12 protein-coding genes are annotated in these 14,990 nt (G+C 65.1%); 7 read left to right on the top strand and 5 right to left on the bottom strand.

Features of this window, described 5'->3' with window-relative positions:
• Window positions 1-459, bottom strand: coding sequence for an Rrf2 family transcriptional regulator (locus ABIB80_RS01655; protein ID WP_007597663.1), 459 nt, complete (start codon window positions 457-459; stop codon window positions 1-3).
• A 141-nt stretch (window positions 460-600) separates the two neighbouring features.
• Between ABIB80_RS01655 and ABIB80_RS01650 the strand changes: the two genes are divergently transcribed.
• On the top strand, window positions 601-1,842 hold the full coding sequence (locus ABIB80_RS01650) for an MFS transporter (protein ID WP_354126946.1): 1,242 nt from the start codon (window positions 601-603) through the stop codon (window positions 1,840-1,842).
• Window positions 1,843-2,060: 218 nt separating this feature from the next.
• Here the strand turns inward: ABIB80_RS01650 and ABIB80_RS01645 are convergent, their stop codons facing one another.
• Window positions 2,061-4,082, bottom strand: coding sequence for a YgiQ family radical SAM protein (locus ABIB80_RS01645; protein ID WP_354126945.1), 2,022 nt, complete (start codon window positions 4,080-4,082; stop codon window positions 2,061-2,063).
• A 266-nt stretch (window positions 4,083-4,348) separates the two neighbouring features.
• On the opposite strand from ABIB80_RS01645, the gene ABIB80_RS01640 reads away from it, so the two are divergent.
• Window positions 4,349-4,513: a hypothetical protein gene (locus ABIB80_RS01640; RefSeq protein ID WP_007597654.1), complete on the top strand. Its 165-nt coding sequence runs from the start codon at window positions 4,349-4,351 to the stop codon at window positions 4,511-4,513.
• A gap of 6 nt (window positions 4,514-4,519) precedes the next feature.
• Here the strand turns inward: ABIB80_RS01640 and ABIB80_RS01635 are convergent, their stop codons facing one another.
• Both ABIB80_RS01635 and ABIB80_RS01630 read right to left on the bottom strand, forming a co-directional pair.
• Window positions 4,520-5,185, bottom strand: coding sequence for a GntR family transcriptional regulator (locus tag ABIB80_RS01635; protein ID WP_354126944.1), 666 nt, complete (start codon window positions 5,183-5,185; stop codon window positions 4,520-4,522).
• 8 nt (window positions 5,186-5,193) lie between these two features.
• Window positions 5,194-6,606 carry an FAD-binding oxidoreductase gene (locus ABIB80_RS01630; protein WP_007597645.1) on the bottom strand — a complete coding sequence of 471 codons (1,413 nt, stop codon included), beginning with the start codon at window positions 6,604-6,606 and terminating at the stop codon, window positions 5,194-5,196.
• Window positions 6,607-6,786: 180 nt separating this feature from the next.
• Here ABIB80_RS01630 and ABIB80_RS01625 point away from each other — a divergent pair, with 180 nt between their 5' ends.
• The 3 genes from ABIB80_RS01625 to ABIB80_RS01615 all read left to right on the top strand — a co-directional run bounded on the left by ABIB80_RS01625 (window position 6,787) and on the right by ABIB80_RS01615 (window position 11,459).
• A complete protein-coding gene (locus tag ABIB80_RS01625) occupies window positions 6,787-7,671 on the top strand; it encodes a dihydrodipicolinate synthase family protein (protein WP_354126943.1) in 885 nt (294 codons plus the stop codon).
• Between the two features lie 206 nt (window positions 7,672-7,877).
• Window positions 7,878-10,202 (top strand): TonB-dependent siderophore receptor, encoded by a 2,325-nt coding sequence (locus ABIB80_RS01620; RefSeq protein WP_354126942.1) that lies wholly within the window; start codon window positions 7,878-7,880, stop codon window positions 10,200-10,202.
• A 63-nt stretch (window positions 10,203-10,265) separates the two neighbouring features.
• The gene (locus ABIB80_RS01615) at window positions 10,266-11,459 is read left to right on the top strand and encodes a PepSY-associated TM helix domain-containing protein (RefSeq protein WP_354126941.1); all 1,194 of its coding nucleotides are present in this window, start codon (window positions 10,266-10,268) and stop codon (window positions 11,457-11,459) included.
• Window positions 11,460-11,516: 57 nt separating this feature from the next.
• Here the strand turns inward: ABIB80_RS01615 and ABIB80_RS01610 are convergent, their stop codons facing one another.
• A complete protein-coding gene (locus ABIB80_RS01610; protein WP_219682492.1) occupies window positions 11,517-12,185 on the bottom strand; it encodes a hypothetical protein in 669 nt (222 codons plus the stop codon).
• Between the two features lie 182 nt (window positions 12,186-12,367).
• Here ABIB80_RS01610 and ABIB80_RS01605 point away from each other — a divergent pair, with 182 nt between their 5' ends.
• Window positions 12,368-13,600, top strand: a complete 1,233-nt coding sequence (locus ABIB80_RS01605; RefSeq protein WP_354126940.1) for a rhodanese-like domain-containing protein — start codon at window positions 12,368-12,370, stop codon at window positions 13,598-13,600.
• A 99-nt stretch (window positions 13,601-13,699) separates the two neighbouring features.
• The gene (gene serA / locus ABIB80_RS01600) at window positions 13,700-14,944 is read left to right on the top strand and encodes a phosphoglycerate dehydrogenase (RefSeq protein WP_007597639.1); all 1,245 of its coding nucleotides are present in this window, start codon (window positions 13,700-13,702) and stop codon (window positions 14,942-14,944) included.
• Window positions 14,945-14,990: the final 46 nt, after the last annotated feature.

The raw sequence follows: 14,990 nt of genomic DNA, 5'->3' as shown, positions 1-14,990 counted from the left end.
TCACGCGCCATGCGCGCTCATGCCCTGAAGCTTTCGCGAGCCGAGGCGCTTGCGCAGATCGTCGCCCAGCATCGCCAGCGTTACCTCGCCAAAGCGCGACAGCAGCAGCGCCTGCGCATCGCCAAACGCCTGATCGAGGGCGGCATTGACGGACTGTTCGACGAGGCAGCCCGGCGCCTCCGTCCGGTTACCAATCGCCAGAAGCGAGGGACTGCCGAGCGCGATGTAGACGTCGCGCAGCGTCACCTTCGCGAGGTCGCAAGCCAACGTCCAGCCGCCGCCGTGGCCTTTTTCGGAGCGGACGTAACCAAGGTCCCGAAGCCCGGCCATGATCCGCCGGATCACCACCGGGTTGGTATCCATTGCTTTTGCCAGGGTCTCGGACGTGAAGGGACCAGGCTGCTGTGCCATGTGCAGCAGGACGTGCAGCACGCCCGATAATCGACTGTCTCGTTTCATGTAACTTTATATGTTACATGATTTCATTCAGGTCAAGCGATTTCGGCGCGAGCCTTCCGATCTCACGCTTCGACCGGAAGCGAACTGCGCGCCGCCAGGTCTGTGCAGAATCTCGTCGCAAAGCTCAGGCGGCTGACGACGATGCGAAGCGGAACGTTCTATGGATGGCGCGTTGTCGCCGCGGCGTTCGGTCTCGCCGTTCTCGGCCTGGGGTTCGGCTTCTATGGACCGCCGATCTTCCTGAGTGCCGTTCGCGAAGCTCACGGCTGGCCGCTGGCCCTGGTCTCGACGGCCGTCACCGTGCACTTCCTGGCGGGGTCGATCGTGACGGCCAATCTGCCGACGCTCTATCGGCGCTTCGGCATTCCGGCTGTCACAAAGGCCGGGGCGCTGTCGCTGGCCGTCGGCGTCTTTGGATGGGCGATAGCAGCGACGCCGTGGCAATTGTTCGGCGCGACGGTGTTGAGTGGTGCAGGGTGGGTGACGATGGGCGTGGCCGCGGTCAACGCCATCGTGTCGCCCTGGTTCGTCCGCCGTCGTCCCGCGGCACTCGCGGTCGCCTATAACGGCGCAAATGTCGGCGGGATCATCTTTTCGCCGCTCTGGGCTGCGGCCATTGCCAAGCTTGGGTTTGCCGTTGCAGCAGCAGCCATCGGCCTGATCTTGGTCGTGGTAGTGTGGCTGCTTGCGAGCACTGTGCTGTCGCGCGCGCCGGAGCAGACCGGATCGATGCCGGACGGCGCGGCCCCGGCCGAAGAGACTGTCTCGGCGAAGAGCGCACGGCCGCTGCCGGGATCGCTGCTCTGGCGGGACCGCAAATTCCTGACGCTCGCGGCTGGCATGAGCCTGGGGCTGTTCGCACAGATCGGCCTGACCGCGCATCTCTTCTCGCTGCTGCTGCCTGCGCTCGGTGCGCAATGGACTGGTCCGGTGGTGGGACTGATCGGCGTCATGGCGATCGCCGGCCGGACGCTGCTGGGCTGGCTCATGCCTGGAAGCATCGACCGGCGGCTGGTTGCCTGCGCCAGCTACGCCGTTCAAATCGCCGGCACGATCACATTCATTGCCGCGGCCGGAACGAACATTCCGCTGTTGATCCTCGGTGTTGTCTTGTTCGGCCTCGGGTTCGGCAACGGGACGTTCCTTCCGCCGCTGATTGCGCAGCTCGAATTCGCTCCGGACGACGTGCCGCGTGTGGTCGCGCTGATCGTTGCGATGTCGCAAGGCGCCTATTCATTTGCGCCGGCGGTCTTTGGTTTGATCCGGGAATGGCTTCCGGCCGGTACGGGCGCCACGCCCGGCTTTTATGTTGCCGCGGCGCTGGTGCAGGGATTGGCGATCTGCGCATTTTGGGCGGGGCGCCTCCGAGCCGATGCGGCTTGAAACGCCGCGCAATGGCCAATGCGTCCGATGATGGCATCCTGCTCCTGTTTTGCCCGACGGAGCAACGACTTTTTGTCCGGACGGATCAACGTCTCAGCAAGGCGCCTAAGCCATTGATCCCGCTCATGCCGGCTACTGTGCATGGGGTTGTTTTCGAGATTTTTGTTTTTGAGGGCACGAAAGCGGCAGGCTGAACCGGACCTGATCCGGCTCGCCCGCTACTTCATCACCCGCAGATTCTTGGTCGTGAACCGCTGCGTCTTGTCGCCGGGACGAACCGGCCGCCGCGTGCCGGCGGCCTTGCCGGTGCCCGGTGGCTGGTGCGCGGGGACCAGCTGGTCGGGGCGGGAGCCGATCAGATCAGCGCGGCCCATCTCTTTCAGCGCCTCGCGCAGCACCGGCCAATTGTCGGGGTCGTGGTAGCGCAGGAACGCCTTGTGCAGGCGGCGCTGGCGCAGGCCCTTGATCGCCTCGACCTTGTCGCTGCCGCCGCGCCGCACGCCGCGCAGCGGGTTGACGCCGGTGTGGTACATCGCCGTTGCGGTCGCCATCGGCGAGGGCAGGAAGGTCTGCACCTGGTCGGCGCGGTAGCGATTCTTCTTCAGCCACAGCGCGAGGTTCATCATGTCCTCGTCGGTCGTGCCCGGATGCGCCGCGATGAAATACGGGATCAGATAGTATTTCTTGCCGGCCTGTTCGGCCGCCGCATCGAACATCCGCTTGAACTGGTTGTAGGCGCCGATGCCGGGCTTCATCATCTTGTCGAGCGGCCCGCGCTCGGTATGTTCAGGCGCGATCTTGAGATAACCGCCGACGTGATGGGTGACGAGCTCCTTGATGTATTCGGGGCTCTCGACCGCGAGGTCGTAGCGCACGCCGGAGGCGACCATCACCTTCTTGATGCCCTTGGTCTCGCGCACCTTGCGATAGAGCCGGATCAGATCGTCATGCGAGGTGTTGAGGTTCGGGCAGATCTCGGGGAAGACGCAGGACGGCCGCCGGCACGCGGCCTCGACCTTCGGGTCCTTGCACGCCATCCGGTACATGTTGGCGGTGGGGCCGCCGATGTCCGAGATCACGCCGGTGAAGCCGGGCGTCTTGTCGCGGATCTTCTCGATCTCGCGCAGGATCGAGCCCTCGGAACGGTTCTGGATGATGCGGCCCTCGTGCTCGGTGATCGAGCAGAAGGTGCAGCCGCCAAAACAGCCGCGCATGATCGTTACCGAGAATTTGATCATGTCCCACGCCGGGATCTTCGCGTCACCGTAGGACGGATGCGGGGCGCGTGCATAAGGAAGATCGTAGACCGCGTCCATCTCGTCGCTGGTCAGCGGGATCGGCGGCGGGTTGAGCCAGAGGTCGCGATCGCCGTGGCGCTGCACCAGCGGTCGCGCATTGCCGGGATTGCTCTCCCGGTGCAGCACGCGTGACGCGCGCGCATAGGCTTCCTTGTCCTGCTCGACTTGCTCCAGCGCCGGCAGCCGGATCACGGTCAAGCCTTTCGTCCGCGAAGCGCCCTCGTCGGCGGAATCGAGATCGTCGGCGTGCAGTTCGACATAGTCCTCAGGCACGCGGCGGAACAGCGCGACGCCCCTGATGTCGTCGAGCTCGCGCGGCGCCTCGCCGGCGGCAAGACGGTTGGCCACTTCGACCACGGCGCGCTCGGCATTGCCGTAGAGCAGCAGGTCCGCCTTGGCGTCGGCCAGCACCGAGCGGCGCACCTTGTCCGACCAGTAATCGTAATGCGCGATCCGGCGCAGCGACGCCTCGATGCCGCCGAGCACGACCGGGACGCCCTTGAACGCCTCGCGGCAACGCTGCGCGTAGACGACGGTGCAGCGGTCCGGCCGCTTGCCGCCTTCGCCGCCCGCGGTATAGGCATCGTCGCTGCGGATGCGGCGGTCCGCGGTGTAGCGGTTCACCATCGAGTCCATGTTGCCGCCGGTGACGCCGAAGAACACTTTTGGCTTGCCCAATACCTTGAACGGCTCGGCCGAATGCCAGTCCGGCTGCGAGATGATGCCGACCCGAAAGCCCTGCGCCTCCAGCAGGCGGCCGATGATGGCCATGCCGAAGCTGGGATGGTCGACATAGGCATCGCCCGTCACCAGCACGATGTCGCAGGCATCCCAGCCGAGCGCATCCATCTCGGCGCGGCTCATGGGGAGGAACGGCGCCGGCTTGCGCGGGCGTGCCTGCGCCATCAGGGGTTTTTCGGCGGCGATGATCTGGATGTCCATGGCGCATACGCATAGGACTCCGGGACGGCGAATACAACCGACGGGCACGTGAAAGATCCGGTTCCGTGGCCGGCAGCCCAGGCGTGCGACCGCGTTAACCGTTCGCGAACGCAGCCATCAGCTGTGTGCACCTTCTCGGGTCACACGCAGGAACCAACTGCCCTCGCGAACATTCTGATGCAGGGTTTGCGCCGGCCCGGCTGGCGCGCGCTCGCGCCCGGGGTCTAGTATCGCCTCGATGTTCGCCTCGGGCGGATGGGGGAGCCGTGAGTACAGTCATAGAGAACTTGCTGCTCCGAAAGCAGAAGCTCGTTGAGCAGCTCGAGAAGGCGCCCACGGTCGAGGACCGCGACAAAATCGAGCACCAGCTCGAACAGATCAACACCGCGCTGGATTTTCTGGACAGGCCCGGCACGAAAGGTGCGCGGTAGCAGCGCTCAATCCACCTGCAGTGCTCTTGCGTAGACCACGCCCGAATTGGTGACGTGCGTGGTCATCAGCGTCGCGAAGGCGGCAAACTCGCCGCGCGCGAACAGATCGAGCAGCTTGCGATGCTCGTCGAAGGACGTGCGGGTGCGCACGTCGATCGGCGAAGTCAAATTGGTGCGGAGTGCAGCGACGCGGCTGGATGCGAGCTGATAGGATTCGGCGAGATAGCGGTTGCCGCAATGGGCGAACAGCGCCTCGTGGAAAGCGGCATCGGCGCGCCCGTAGGCGATATTGTCCCGGGCCGCAATCGCCGGCTCCATCGCCGTGATCGCCTCGCTCATCGTCGCGGTCGCACCCTCGCGATCATGGTGGAAGGCGAGCTCGGCGGCCTCGGGCTCCAGCGCGATCCTGAAAGTGCAGAGCGCGGTGATGTCTTCGGCGCTTGGCGTGAAGACAAAACTGCCGACCTGCGGCCGGATCACGACGAGGCCCTGCGCCTGCAGCTGGCCCATCGCCTCGCGCACCGGGGTGCGGCTGACGCCGAAGGAGTTGGCCACCATCTCCTCGGAGATGGCGGCGCCGAGCGCGAACTCGCCGTCGATGATGGCTTGGCGCAGCCGCTGCATCACCCGCTGCGACAGCGATTTCGGTGCATCGAGCTTCAGCGATCGCATCGGCTCTCTCAGATCACCTTGCCGGGGTTGAGCAGATGATCGGGATCGAGCGCGGCCTTCAGCGTCCGCATCAGCGCGATCTCGGCCTCGCTCCTGGCATGACCCAGCCACTTCTTCTTCAAGGTGCCGATACCGTGCTCGGCGGAGACGCTGCCGCCCATCTCGCGCACGAGACCGTAGATGATCGCGTCCATCGCTTCCTTCGGCTGCTGCTCGACGGCAAGGCCGGTCACCCAGGAGACGAGATGCAGATTGCCGTCGCCGATATGGCCGTAATAGACGCTCTCGCATCCGTCGATGCCGTCCGCCAGCGCGGCCTTGCAGCGCGTGACGAACTCGTCCATCCGCGCCACGGCGAGCCCGATATCGTAGGAGATGTGCGGCCCCAGCACTTGGCCGAACTCGGCGCAGATGTCGCGCACGCGCCAGAAGCTCTGCGTCTGCCCCAGCGATTGCGCCACGGCAGCGTCGGCGAGCAGGCCGCGCTCCATCAGCTCTTCGAGCCAGCTTTGGAACCGCGGTGCGTCGAGGCTCTCGTCGGTGCCTTGCGCTTCGACTAGCACGTAGAGGCCGTGGCCTGTGGCGACCGGCGGCTTGACGCCGGCGCGAGTCGTAATGACGTCCCAATAGTCCGGCCACATCACCTCGAATGCCGACAGCAGCGGGCCGAGCCCGCTTCGCGCGGCGCCGAGCAGCGCGATCACCGCGGCATAGTCCTCGAGCGCGCAGAGCGCGGCCATGGTCGAGCGCGGTTTTGGAAACAGCCGCAGCACCACGCGGGTGATGATGCCGAGCGTGCCTTCCGAGCCGATGAACAGATGCTTCAGGTCATAGCCGGCATTGTTCTTCATCAGCTTGTTGAGGCTGGTGATGATGGTGCCGTCGGGCAGCACGACTTGGAGCCCGAGCACCAGCTCGCGCGTCATGCCGTAGCGGATCACGCGGTTGCCGCCGGCATTGGTCGAGAGGTTGCCGCCGATCGCGCAGGAGCCGCGCGAGCCGAGATCGAGCGGAAAGAAGAAGCCGGCTTCGTCGGCCGCCTGCTGGATCGTCTGAAGCGGCGTGCCTGCTTTCACCGTCATCGTCATCGAGGCGTGATCGATCTCCTCGATGCCGCTCATGCGCTCCAGCGAGATCGCGACCCAGCCTGCCTCAGGCGATGCGCCGCGGCACAGCCCGGTCAATCCGCCCTGCGGCACGAACGGCAGATGTGCCTGCCGGCAAGTCGCGATCGCATCCGCAACGCCTTGCGCGTCGACCGGGCGGATTACCGCGAGCGGCGTTTGCGGCAGGCTCGCGCTCCAGTCGTTGCAATTGCGCGCGGGCACGTCGGTGCCAACAAGCACGGCTGCGGCGCCGAGCCTGCCGCGCAAGGCGCTAAGCAACTGGGCGGGCCGCTCGACGGGGGTCACCATGTCCATGCGAGACCTCCTCGGAATCTGGCTGCGTGTCATGCGCGCCATGACGATGGAAAGGATTTGCGCCTTTCTTGTATGTAAGGTACAAGGTGGAAAGTAAAGCAAAAACAAGGCTTGCCAAGCCCCTGGTTCGATCGTCCGAGATCAGAGGCCTGGTCCGAAGCCACAGCAACGGATGGTGTGATGACGGAGGCAATTCGCGGGTTCTGGGTGGCGTCGGCGACGCCGCTTGCCGCCGACGGCAGCGTGGACTCCGCCAAGCTCGCGGCCCACGCCAAGCAACTCTTCGGCAAGGGCGTCGACGGTGTCGTGCTGTTCGGCACCACCGGCGAGGGCACCTCCTTCAATGTCGCCGAACGGGTCGCGACCATCGAGGCCGTGCTCAAGGCCGGCGTCGCGCCGGACCGAATTGGAATCGGCGGCGGCTTCCCCGCAATCAGCGACAGCATCGCATTGACGCGTGCCGTGCTCGGACTCGGTCTGCGTCACGTGCTGTATCTGCCGCCTTACTTCGACCGCAGCGTCACCGCTGAAGGCATCGAGGATGCCTTTGCGGCGATCCTCGACGGCGTCGCCGACGATCGCCTGCGCGCCTACCTCTATCATATCCCGCAGATCTCGGGTGTCGCGGTCCCGACGAGCGTCGCCGCGAATCTGCGCAAGCGCCACGGCAAGGTCGTTGCAGGCCTGAAAGACTCCAGCGGCGACTTCAAGCAGTTCCAGGCGTTCCGCGCCGCCGCTCCTGAGCTCGCCATCACCGTCGGCAACGAGGTTGACATCACCCGCGCGATCGCCGCCGGCGGCGCCGGCACCATCTGCGGCATGGCCAACATCGCGCCGGAGCTGGTCAAGGCCATGATCGACGGCAAGGATGTCGAAGCACGCATGCAGGCTGCCGTGGACATCGTGGTGAAATCGCCATCCTTCCTCACGACGCTGAAAGCCATCCTCGCGGCACAGACGGGCGATGCGAGCTGGCTGCGTGTGCGGCCGCCGCTCCGGGCCTTATCCGACGGCACCGTGCTCAAGCGGAAGCTCGACGAGCTGACGGCTCCCGCCATCGCGTGAGATCGCGCAAAACCGCGACACGTTGCCGCAAATTCGCGCGCTGCGTGTCGCGCTCGCTGCGCAATCAATCGAAGATTGCCGAACAGCGGGATCGGAATCTAGAACCCTTCAACACTAGAGCGATTCAAGTTCGCTTGCGGTTCTCTTCACGAACAGCGGCTGTTAGACGCGCCAGCTTCTGCGTCTGACTTGGAAGTGAATCGAAAGTGCGTGTCTATCTGGACGGCCAGCGCGTCAGCGGCCGTCGAACGCTTGCCGGCGAGAGCCGCGCGGGTCTTCTCATTGGAGCGGCCGTGCTGCTCGCCGAATTTCTCTCCAGCTCGGCGACCGCGCAGGCCCAATCCGCACTTCCGCCGGTGACGGTGGAAGCGCGGGCTCCGCGGCCGAAAGCGGCGCGTGCATCGGACCAGTCTCCGCGCCGCACGCAAACCGCCGCGCGCCAGCGCAATCACAATCCAGCACCCGCAGCGCCGACGCTCTCGGAGCGCGCCGCCGCGGAAGCCGCCGCGCAACAGGCCGCCAAGCTCGGCTACCGCGCGATGCCGAGCGCAACCACGTTGCGCAGCGGCGCCTCGCCGCTCGACACCTCGCAGGCCGTCAACGTCGTCCCTGCGCAAGTGTTGAAGGACCAGCTTCCGCGCAACATCGACGATGCGCTCGTCAATATCTCCGGCATCACCCAGACCAACACGCTCGCCGGCACCCAGGACGCCGTGATCCGTCGCGGATTCGGCGACAACCGCGACGGCTCGATCATGCGCAACGGCATGCCCCTGGTGCAGGGGCGCAGCCTGAATGCAGCCGTCGACAGCGTCGAGGTGCTGAAGGGGCCGGCCTCGCTGCTTTACGGCATCATGGATCCCGGCGGCATCGTCAACACCATCAGCAAGCGTCCGGAGCTCTATCAGCACGGCTCGGTCACGCTGCTCGGCTCGACCTTCGCGAACAACCGCAGCGGCGCTGACGGCACGCTCGACATCACCGGTCCGATCGGCGACGGCGGTCTCGCCTATCGTTTCATCGGCTACGGCGTCAGCGAGGACTATTGGCGCAATTTCGGCCGCCACAGGGAAATGCTGGTCAACCCGTCGCTCGCCTGGTACGGCGACACCACGACGGTCCAGCTAACCTACGAGCACCGCGAATTCATCACTCCGTTCGACCGCGGCACCGCGTTCGTCAACGGCGCTCCGCTGGCGATCCCGAAGACGCGCCGGCTCGACGAGCCCTTCAACAACATGTGGGGCACCTCCGACCTGGTGCAGGCCTCGGTTGAGCAGAAGCTCGACGACAATTGGAAGGTCACGGCGGCCTATAGCTACAACACCGAAACATATAGCGCCAATCAGCTTCGCATCACCGGCGTCAACGCCAAGAGCGGTGTGGAGACCCGCAGCAATGACGGCACCCAGAACTCGCTGAGCAACGCCAGTTACGGCACCTCCTATTTACAGGGTGACGTCTGGGTGGGCGGCTTCCGCAACGAGATCCTGTTCGGTGGCGAGGCGCTGTATCGCACGATCGATCGCCACGACTTGATCCGTCAGGCGACCCCGAGGTTCAATTTCTACAACCCGGTCTACGGACTGATCTCGCCGGGCACGGCTGTTTCGCCAACGGACAGCGAACAGACTGACAAGCTCGGCACCCGCGGCTTCTTCGCTCAGGACACCTTCCATCTGACCAACTGGCTGTCCGTGGTCGGAGGCGTGCGCTGGATGGAATACGAGCAGCTCGCCGGAAAAGGCCGGCCGAACTTCATCACAAACACTAATTTGGCGGGTGACAAGGTGCTGCCGCTCGGCGGCGTCATCTTCAAGCTGAACGATCAGCTCTCCTACTACGTGAGCTATACGCAGTCGTTGAAGCCGACATCGGTCATCGCAGCGTTCACCTCCGGCTTTGTCGTCGACTCCACCATCGCGCCCGAAGAAGGAACGCAATGGGAAACCGGTCTGAAGTTCGATGTCAACAAGCGGCTGTCGGGCACCCTGGCCGTCTACGACATCCAGAAGAAGAATGTCCTGGTGCTGGATGACATCGGCGGAGGCAAGTCGGCGGCGCGCGCCTCTGGCGCGGCCAAGTCGCGCGGCGTCGAATTGGACGTGACCGGCAAACTGACTGATCAATGGAGCCTGATCGGAAGTTATGGGTATACCGATGCCCGGCTGATCAATGATCCCGCTGTCGGTAACGCCAAGCTCCTGAACGCCGCCATGAACACGGCTTCGCTCTATCTCGTCTATGATTTCGGCGATGCGCTGCCCGGACGTCTGCGGCTCGGCGGCGGCGCGCACTATGTCGGTGACCGACCGGGCGACTCCCTCAACACGTTCTTCCTGCCGGCCTATACCGTCGCGGACATCTTTGCGACTTACGACACCAAGATCGACAATCTGCCGGTGACCTATCAATTCAACGTCAAGAACCTGTTCGACAAGGTCTACTATACGTCCACCACCGGAAACGCTCTGAACGTCGCGATCGGCGACGCGCGCAGGATATCCCTGTCGGCGACGGTGAAGTTCTAGCGATGACGGTGTGGCGCGAGGAAGCCGATTTCCCGGTCGTGCAGACCAGAAGGGCCGGCGCCGATGCATGAGTGCTGGCGCGCGATCAAGGCCGTTCTGCTTCAGGTCCATTCCATCGCGGGCCTCGCGCTCGCGCTGCTACTCGCTGTGATCGCGCTGACCGGTGCGATCATGAGTTTCGAGGACGAGATCGGCGACTATCTGAACCGCGGCATCATGCAGGTCGCGCCGCGCCAGGCAGCGGCGCTGATGCCGGACGAACTGGTTGCGCGCCTGACTGCGGCGCAGGATGTCGGCAAGGTCTCCGCCGTGACGCTAGCAAGTGATCCGTCCGCCGCGGTGCATGTGCGCTTCGCCCGCGACGAACGAGGCGCGCGGCCGTCCTCGCTCTATGTCGATCCCTATGACGCGCGCGTGTTGGGCGCACCGCGCGGCGAAGAGTTTTTCGCGACCGTGCGCAAGCTGCATCGCTGGCTGTTGATTCCCGGCGACGCCAAGGGCTGGGGGCGTCAGATCACGGGCGTGGCCGCGCTCGGCTTGATCGTGATGCTCATCTCGGGCCTCGTGCTGCGCTGGCCGCGGCGTGCAGGCAGCGTGAAGATGTGGCTGAAGCCCAATGTCCGGCTCAGCGGGCGCGGGCTGCATCGGTCGCTGCATGCGGTGATCGGCACCTGGGTCCTGCCGGTCTATCTGGTGATGACGCTCACCGGGCTCTGGTACTCGTTCGACTGGTACAAGGATGGCGTCGTCTGGTTGCTGTCGCGGCCGCAAGTCGCCGCCGCTAAGATGCAGCCCAAGATGCCCACAAAGGCGTCGCGTGCCACCGGCGCCGGCGAGACGGCGCCGCCGATCGGCTTTGATCGCGCGTGGGCCGCCTTCCTGCACGAAGAGGGCAGCCGCTTCTCCAAGGCGTTACTGACGCTGCCCGCCGGTCCGGGCACGGTGATACGGATCCGCTCCTGGGGGAAAGACTCCACCCTCGATACTACCCGCGACGAACTCCGCATCGACGCCGTGACCGGTCAGTTGGTCTCTGCGGAACGCTACGCCGACAAGACGTTCGGCGAGAAGATCATCGCGAATGTGCTCGACATCCACCGCGGTGCGATTCTGGGTTGGCCCGGCAAGCTCGCGTTCATGGTCGCGGCTGCGCTGATGCCGCTGTTCGCGGTCACCGGCGTCCTGCTCTATCTGTCGCGCCGCAGGATGCGGCGCCCTGTGCAGCCGCGGCTCGGCCGGCTCGTGCCGGGCGAGTGAACGGACGAACTGCTTCGACACGGCTTGGGGTCGCCCGGCTGACCTGCCGCCCTCATGTCACTTCGCCTGCATGCGCCGTTCGTCAATGACGATGTCGTTGTTGATGGCGTAGACGAAGCAGCCGCCATCTCGGCCGTTCCGCGCGGGATCGCTGTTGCATTTCGCCAACGCGGAGGTCTGGGCGTCTTTCAGGCTGGGATCCCCTGCCGAGATGAATAGTTTGCCCCAGGGATGGATCGCGATCGCCTTGGGCTCCATGGCCTTGTCGTAGTTCTGCACGTCAGGGCGCTGTCGCGTGATCCGCCGGATGATCGGAATCTGCGACAAGTCGTACTTGCCTGCATAGTGCAGCCGCGGCATGTCTCTCGACGCGAGCTCGCCTTCGGCGACGATTTCCTCGTTGACGGCCAGCAGGGCGCATGGCTTGCCGTAGCGGAGCTGACACGCTTCGAGCGAGCGGTCGCCGGTGACAGACGGGTCTTCATGCTCGCAGGAGCGAAAATAGCTTGCGCGGATGAGCTCCACGGCCTGTCCCTTGTTGGGTTTGCAGGCGAGATAGTCCTTGATCAGCGTGTCGCGAAGCGTTGGGTGTACGGCCGGCGTCGCTGCGGCCATGATCGAGGCCATTGCCCGCTCGAATTGCGATTTGCGTTCGGCATTGGTGAGCGCGGCCATGGCGACGCCCGGAAGCGCCAGAAATATCACCAGGAATTTCAACATTTTCATATTGCGCCCCCCAGACGATTTGGAAACTCTAGCCCCCAAGCGCGGCATACGAAACGATTTTTCAGCGAGGGGCCAGGGCGGGCGCGCCGCCGGGCGGGGCCATGCCCCGGATCGGGCTGGCCAACCGGACGGCAATCATTCAAGAACCAGTCCCGTTCAAGTCTCCTAAGGTTGCCTACCCCATGAAGCTCACCACCGTCACCCCCGCCGACATTCGCCGCGCGCTGCTGCTTCGCGAGGAGATCGCGCTGCTCGATCTCAGGCACGAGGCTGGTTTCGCGACGGGACATCCATTGTTCGCCGCCAATTTGGCCGCCGATCGGATCGAGATCGAAGCCGAGGTCAGGCTGCCGCGCAAAAATGTGCCGATCGTGCTCTATGACGACGGCGAGGGATTGGTCACTGCCGGCACCGAGCGGCTGGCCGCGCTCGGCTATACCAACGTCCGCGCGCTCGATGGCGGGCTGAAGGCCTGGCGCGACGCGGGCTATCAGGTGTTCGAGGACGTCAACTCCTACTCAAAAGCCTTTGGCGAGCTGGTCGAATCGCGCAGGCATACGCCGTCGTTCAGTGCCGACGAGGTGGCAAAACTCATCGCGGACAAGGCCAACATCGCCATCCTCGACGTTCGCCGCTTCGACGAATATGCCACCATGAACATTCCGGGCTCGGTCAGCGTGCCCGGCGCGGAGCTGGTGCTGCGGGCAGGGCAGGCGGCACCCGATGCCGACACCACCATCATCGTCAATTGCGCCGGCCGCACCCGCTCGATCATCGGCACCCAATCGCTGATCAATGCTGGCGTGCCGAACAAGGTTCGGGCGCTGCGCAACGGCACCATCGGTTGGACGCTGGCGCGGCATACGCTTGATCATGGTGCCGACCGGCGTGGCGCGATCGGATCGTTCGCGGGCGGCCGGGCCAATGCGCGCGACGTCGCCTATCGCGCCGGTGTCCGGCATATCGGCGCGAGCGAGATGGCTGCGCTTGTCGCGCAGACCGATCGCACGCTCCATCGCTTCGACGTGCGTGACGCCGAGGAATATGCCGCAGGTCATCTCCCGGGGTTTCGCCACTATCCTGGCGGCCAGCTCGTCCAGGAGACCGATATGGCAGCACCAGTGCGCGGCGCGCGCATCGTGCTGACCGACGACAGGGGCGTCCGCGCCGACATGACGGCGTCCTGGCTCGCGCAGATGGGTTGGGAGGTCTATGTACAGGAAGGTGGCTATGACGGCGCCCTCGAAATCGGTCCGCCGCACGTCCTGCCCAAGCCCGACCCCGCCCACCGTTACCGCCGCCCCTATGAAGGCACCGGCGTCGACGAGCGCGCGATGCAGGCCTATCTCGACTGGGAGTATGGTCTGGTCGATCAGTTGCGGCTTGACGGAACGCACGGGTTTTATGTGATCTGACGACCGCTCCGCCATCTTCTCCCCGTATCCGAACCCTATTGTGCTGCGCATCCCCCGCGGTCTATGAGCTGCGGCAAAGCTGTGACCCACGGAGATTTCATGCCAGTCCCAGGCCAAAGCCCTGAGCGGAGCGCGAAGGCGCTGCTGCTCGAAGGCGTCAACGACAGCGCCGTGGACCTGTTCAGAACGGCGGGTTTCACCAATGTCGAGCGCCTGACCAAGGCGCTGGACGGCGAGGATTTGCGGCGGGCGCTTAAGGGCGTGTCGCTGCTCGGCATTCGCTCGCGCACCCAGATCACCGATGAGGTGCTGGAAGCAGCCGACCAGCTTCTCGCCGTCGGCTGCTTCAGCGTCGGTACCAACCAGGTCGATCTGCTGGCGGCGCGCAAGCGCGGCATTCCGGTGTTCAACGCGCCGTTCTCGAACACGCGGAGCGTCGCCGAGCTCGTGATCGGCGAGATCGTGATGCTGCTGCGGCGCATCTTCCCGCGCTCGGTGTCGGCCCATGAGGGCGGCTGGGACAAGTCGGCGACCGGCAGCCGCGAAGTGCGCGGCCGCACCCTTGGCATCATCGGCTACGGCAACATCGGCTCGCAGCTCTCGACGCTGGCCGAAGCGATCGGCATGCGCGTGATCTATTTCGACCGTACCGACAAGCTCCGCCACGGCAACACTGAGCCGGTCGAAAAGCTGGAAGAGCTGCTGGCGCAGAGCGACGTCGTCAGCCTGCACGTGCCGGAGACGCCGGAGACCGCTGGGATGATCGGTGAGAAGGAGCTGCGGGCGATGAAGCCCGGCTCCCTTCTGATCAACAACAGCCGCGGCACCGTCGTCGATCTCGATGCGCTGGCGGGGGCTCTGCGCGACGGTCATCTCGCGGGTGCCGCCATCGACGTGTTTCCGGTCGAGCCGTCCTCGAATTCGGACCGCTTCAAGAGCCCGGTGCAGGGCCTCGGCAATGTCATCCTCACGCCGCATATCGGCGGCTCGACCGAGGAGGCGCAGGAGCGCATCGGCGGCGAGGTGGCGCGCAAGCTGGTCGATTTTTTCATCACCGGCTCGACCACGGGGGCGGTGAATTTTCCGGAGGTGCAGTTGCATCTGCGTCCCTCCGGCGCGCGCTTCAGCCACGTCCATCGCAACGTGCCCGGCATGCTGCGCCGGCTCAACGAGGTCTTCCTCCAGCGCGACATCAACATCGCCGCGCAGTATCTGGAGACCTCGGGCGACCTCGGTTACGTCGTGCTCGATGCCGACCTCGGCGGCCAGGATTCAGGCGCGCTGCTGCAGCAGATCCGCAGCCTCGAGGGGACCGTCGGCGCGCGGCTGGTGTTTGAGCACTAGCACTGCATTGACGACCGGCCGCAGGCGCCTTGAATGCGGCCTTCTG

Origin of the sequence: Bradyrhizobium sp. i1.15.2 (assembly GCF_040548425.1) — a bacterium.
Taxonomy (GTDB): domain Bacteria; phylum Pseudomonadota; class Alphaproteobacteria; order Rhizobiales; family Xanthobacteraceae; genus Bradyrhizobium; species Bradyrhizobium canariense.
The sequence above is the reverse complement of the archived record's forward strand: the minus strand, read 5'-3'. Positions and strand labels throughout refer to the sequence as shown.

Bases quoted from the DNA above. Each gene is read 5' to 3' on its own strand.
- ABIB80_RS01655 (WP_007597663.1), bottom strand. From the start codon at position 459: ATGAAACGAGACAGTCGATTATCGGGCGTGCTGCACGTCCTGCTGCAC.
- ABIB80_RS01650 (WP_354126946.1), top strand. From the start codon at position 601: ATGCGAAGCGGAACGTTCTATGGATGGCGCGTTGTCGCCGCGGCGTTC.
- ABIB80_RS01645 (WP_354126945.1), bottom strand. From the start codon at position 4,082: ATGGACATCCAGATCATCGCCGCCGAAAAACCCCTGATGGCGCAGGCA.
- ABIB80_RS01635 (WP_354126944.1), bottom strand. From the start codon at position 5,185: ATGCGATCGCTGAAGCTCGATGCACCGAAATCGCTGTCGCAGCGGGTG.
- ABIB80_RS01630 (WP_007597645.1), bottom strand. From the start codon at position 6,606: ATGGACATGGTGACCCCCGTCGAGCGGCCCGCCCAGTTGCTTAGCGCC.
- ABIB80_RS01625 (WP_354126943.1), top strand. From the start codon at position 6,787: ATGACGGAGGCAATTCGCGGGTTCTGGGTGGCGTCGGCGACGCCGCTT.
- ABIB80_RS01615 (WP_354126941.1), top strand. From the start codon at position 10,266: ATGCATGAGTGCTGGCGCGCGATCAAGGCCGTTCTGCTTCAGGTCCAT.
- ABIB80_RS01610 (WP_219682492.1), bottom strand. From the start codon at position 12,185: ATGAAAATGTTGAAATTCCTGGTGATATTTCTGGCGCTTCCGGGCGTC.
- ABIB80_RS01605 (WP_354126940.1), top strand. From the start codon at position 12,368: ATGAAGCTCACCACCGTCACCCCCGCCGACATTCGCCGCGCGCTGCTG.
- serA (WP_007597639.1), top strand. From the start codon at position 13,700: ATGCCAGTCCCAGGCCAAAGCCCTGAGCGGAGCGCGAAGGCGCTGCTG.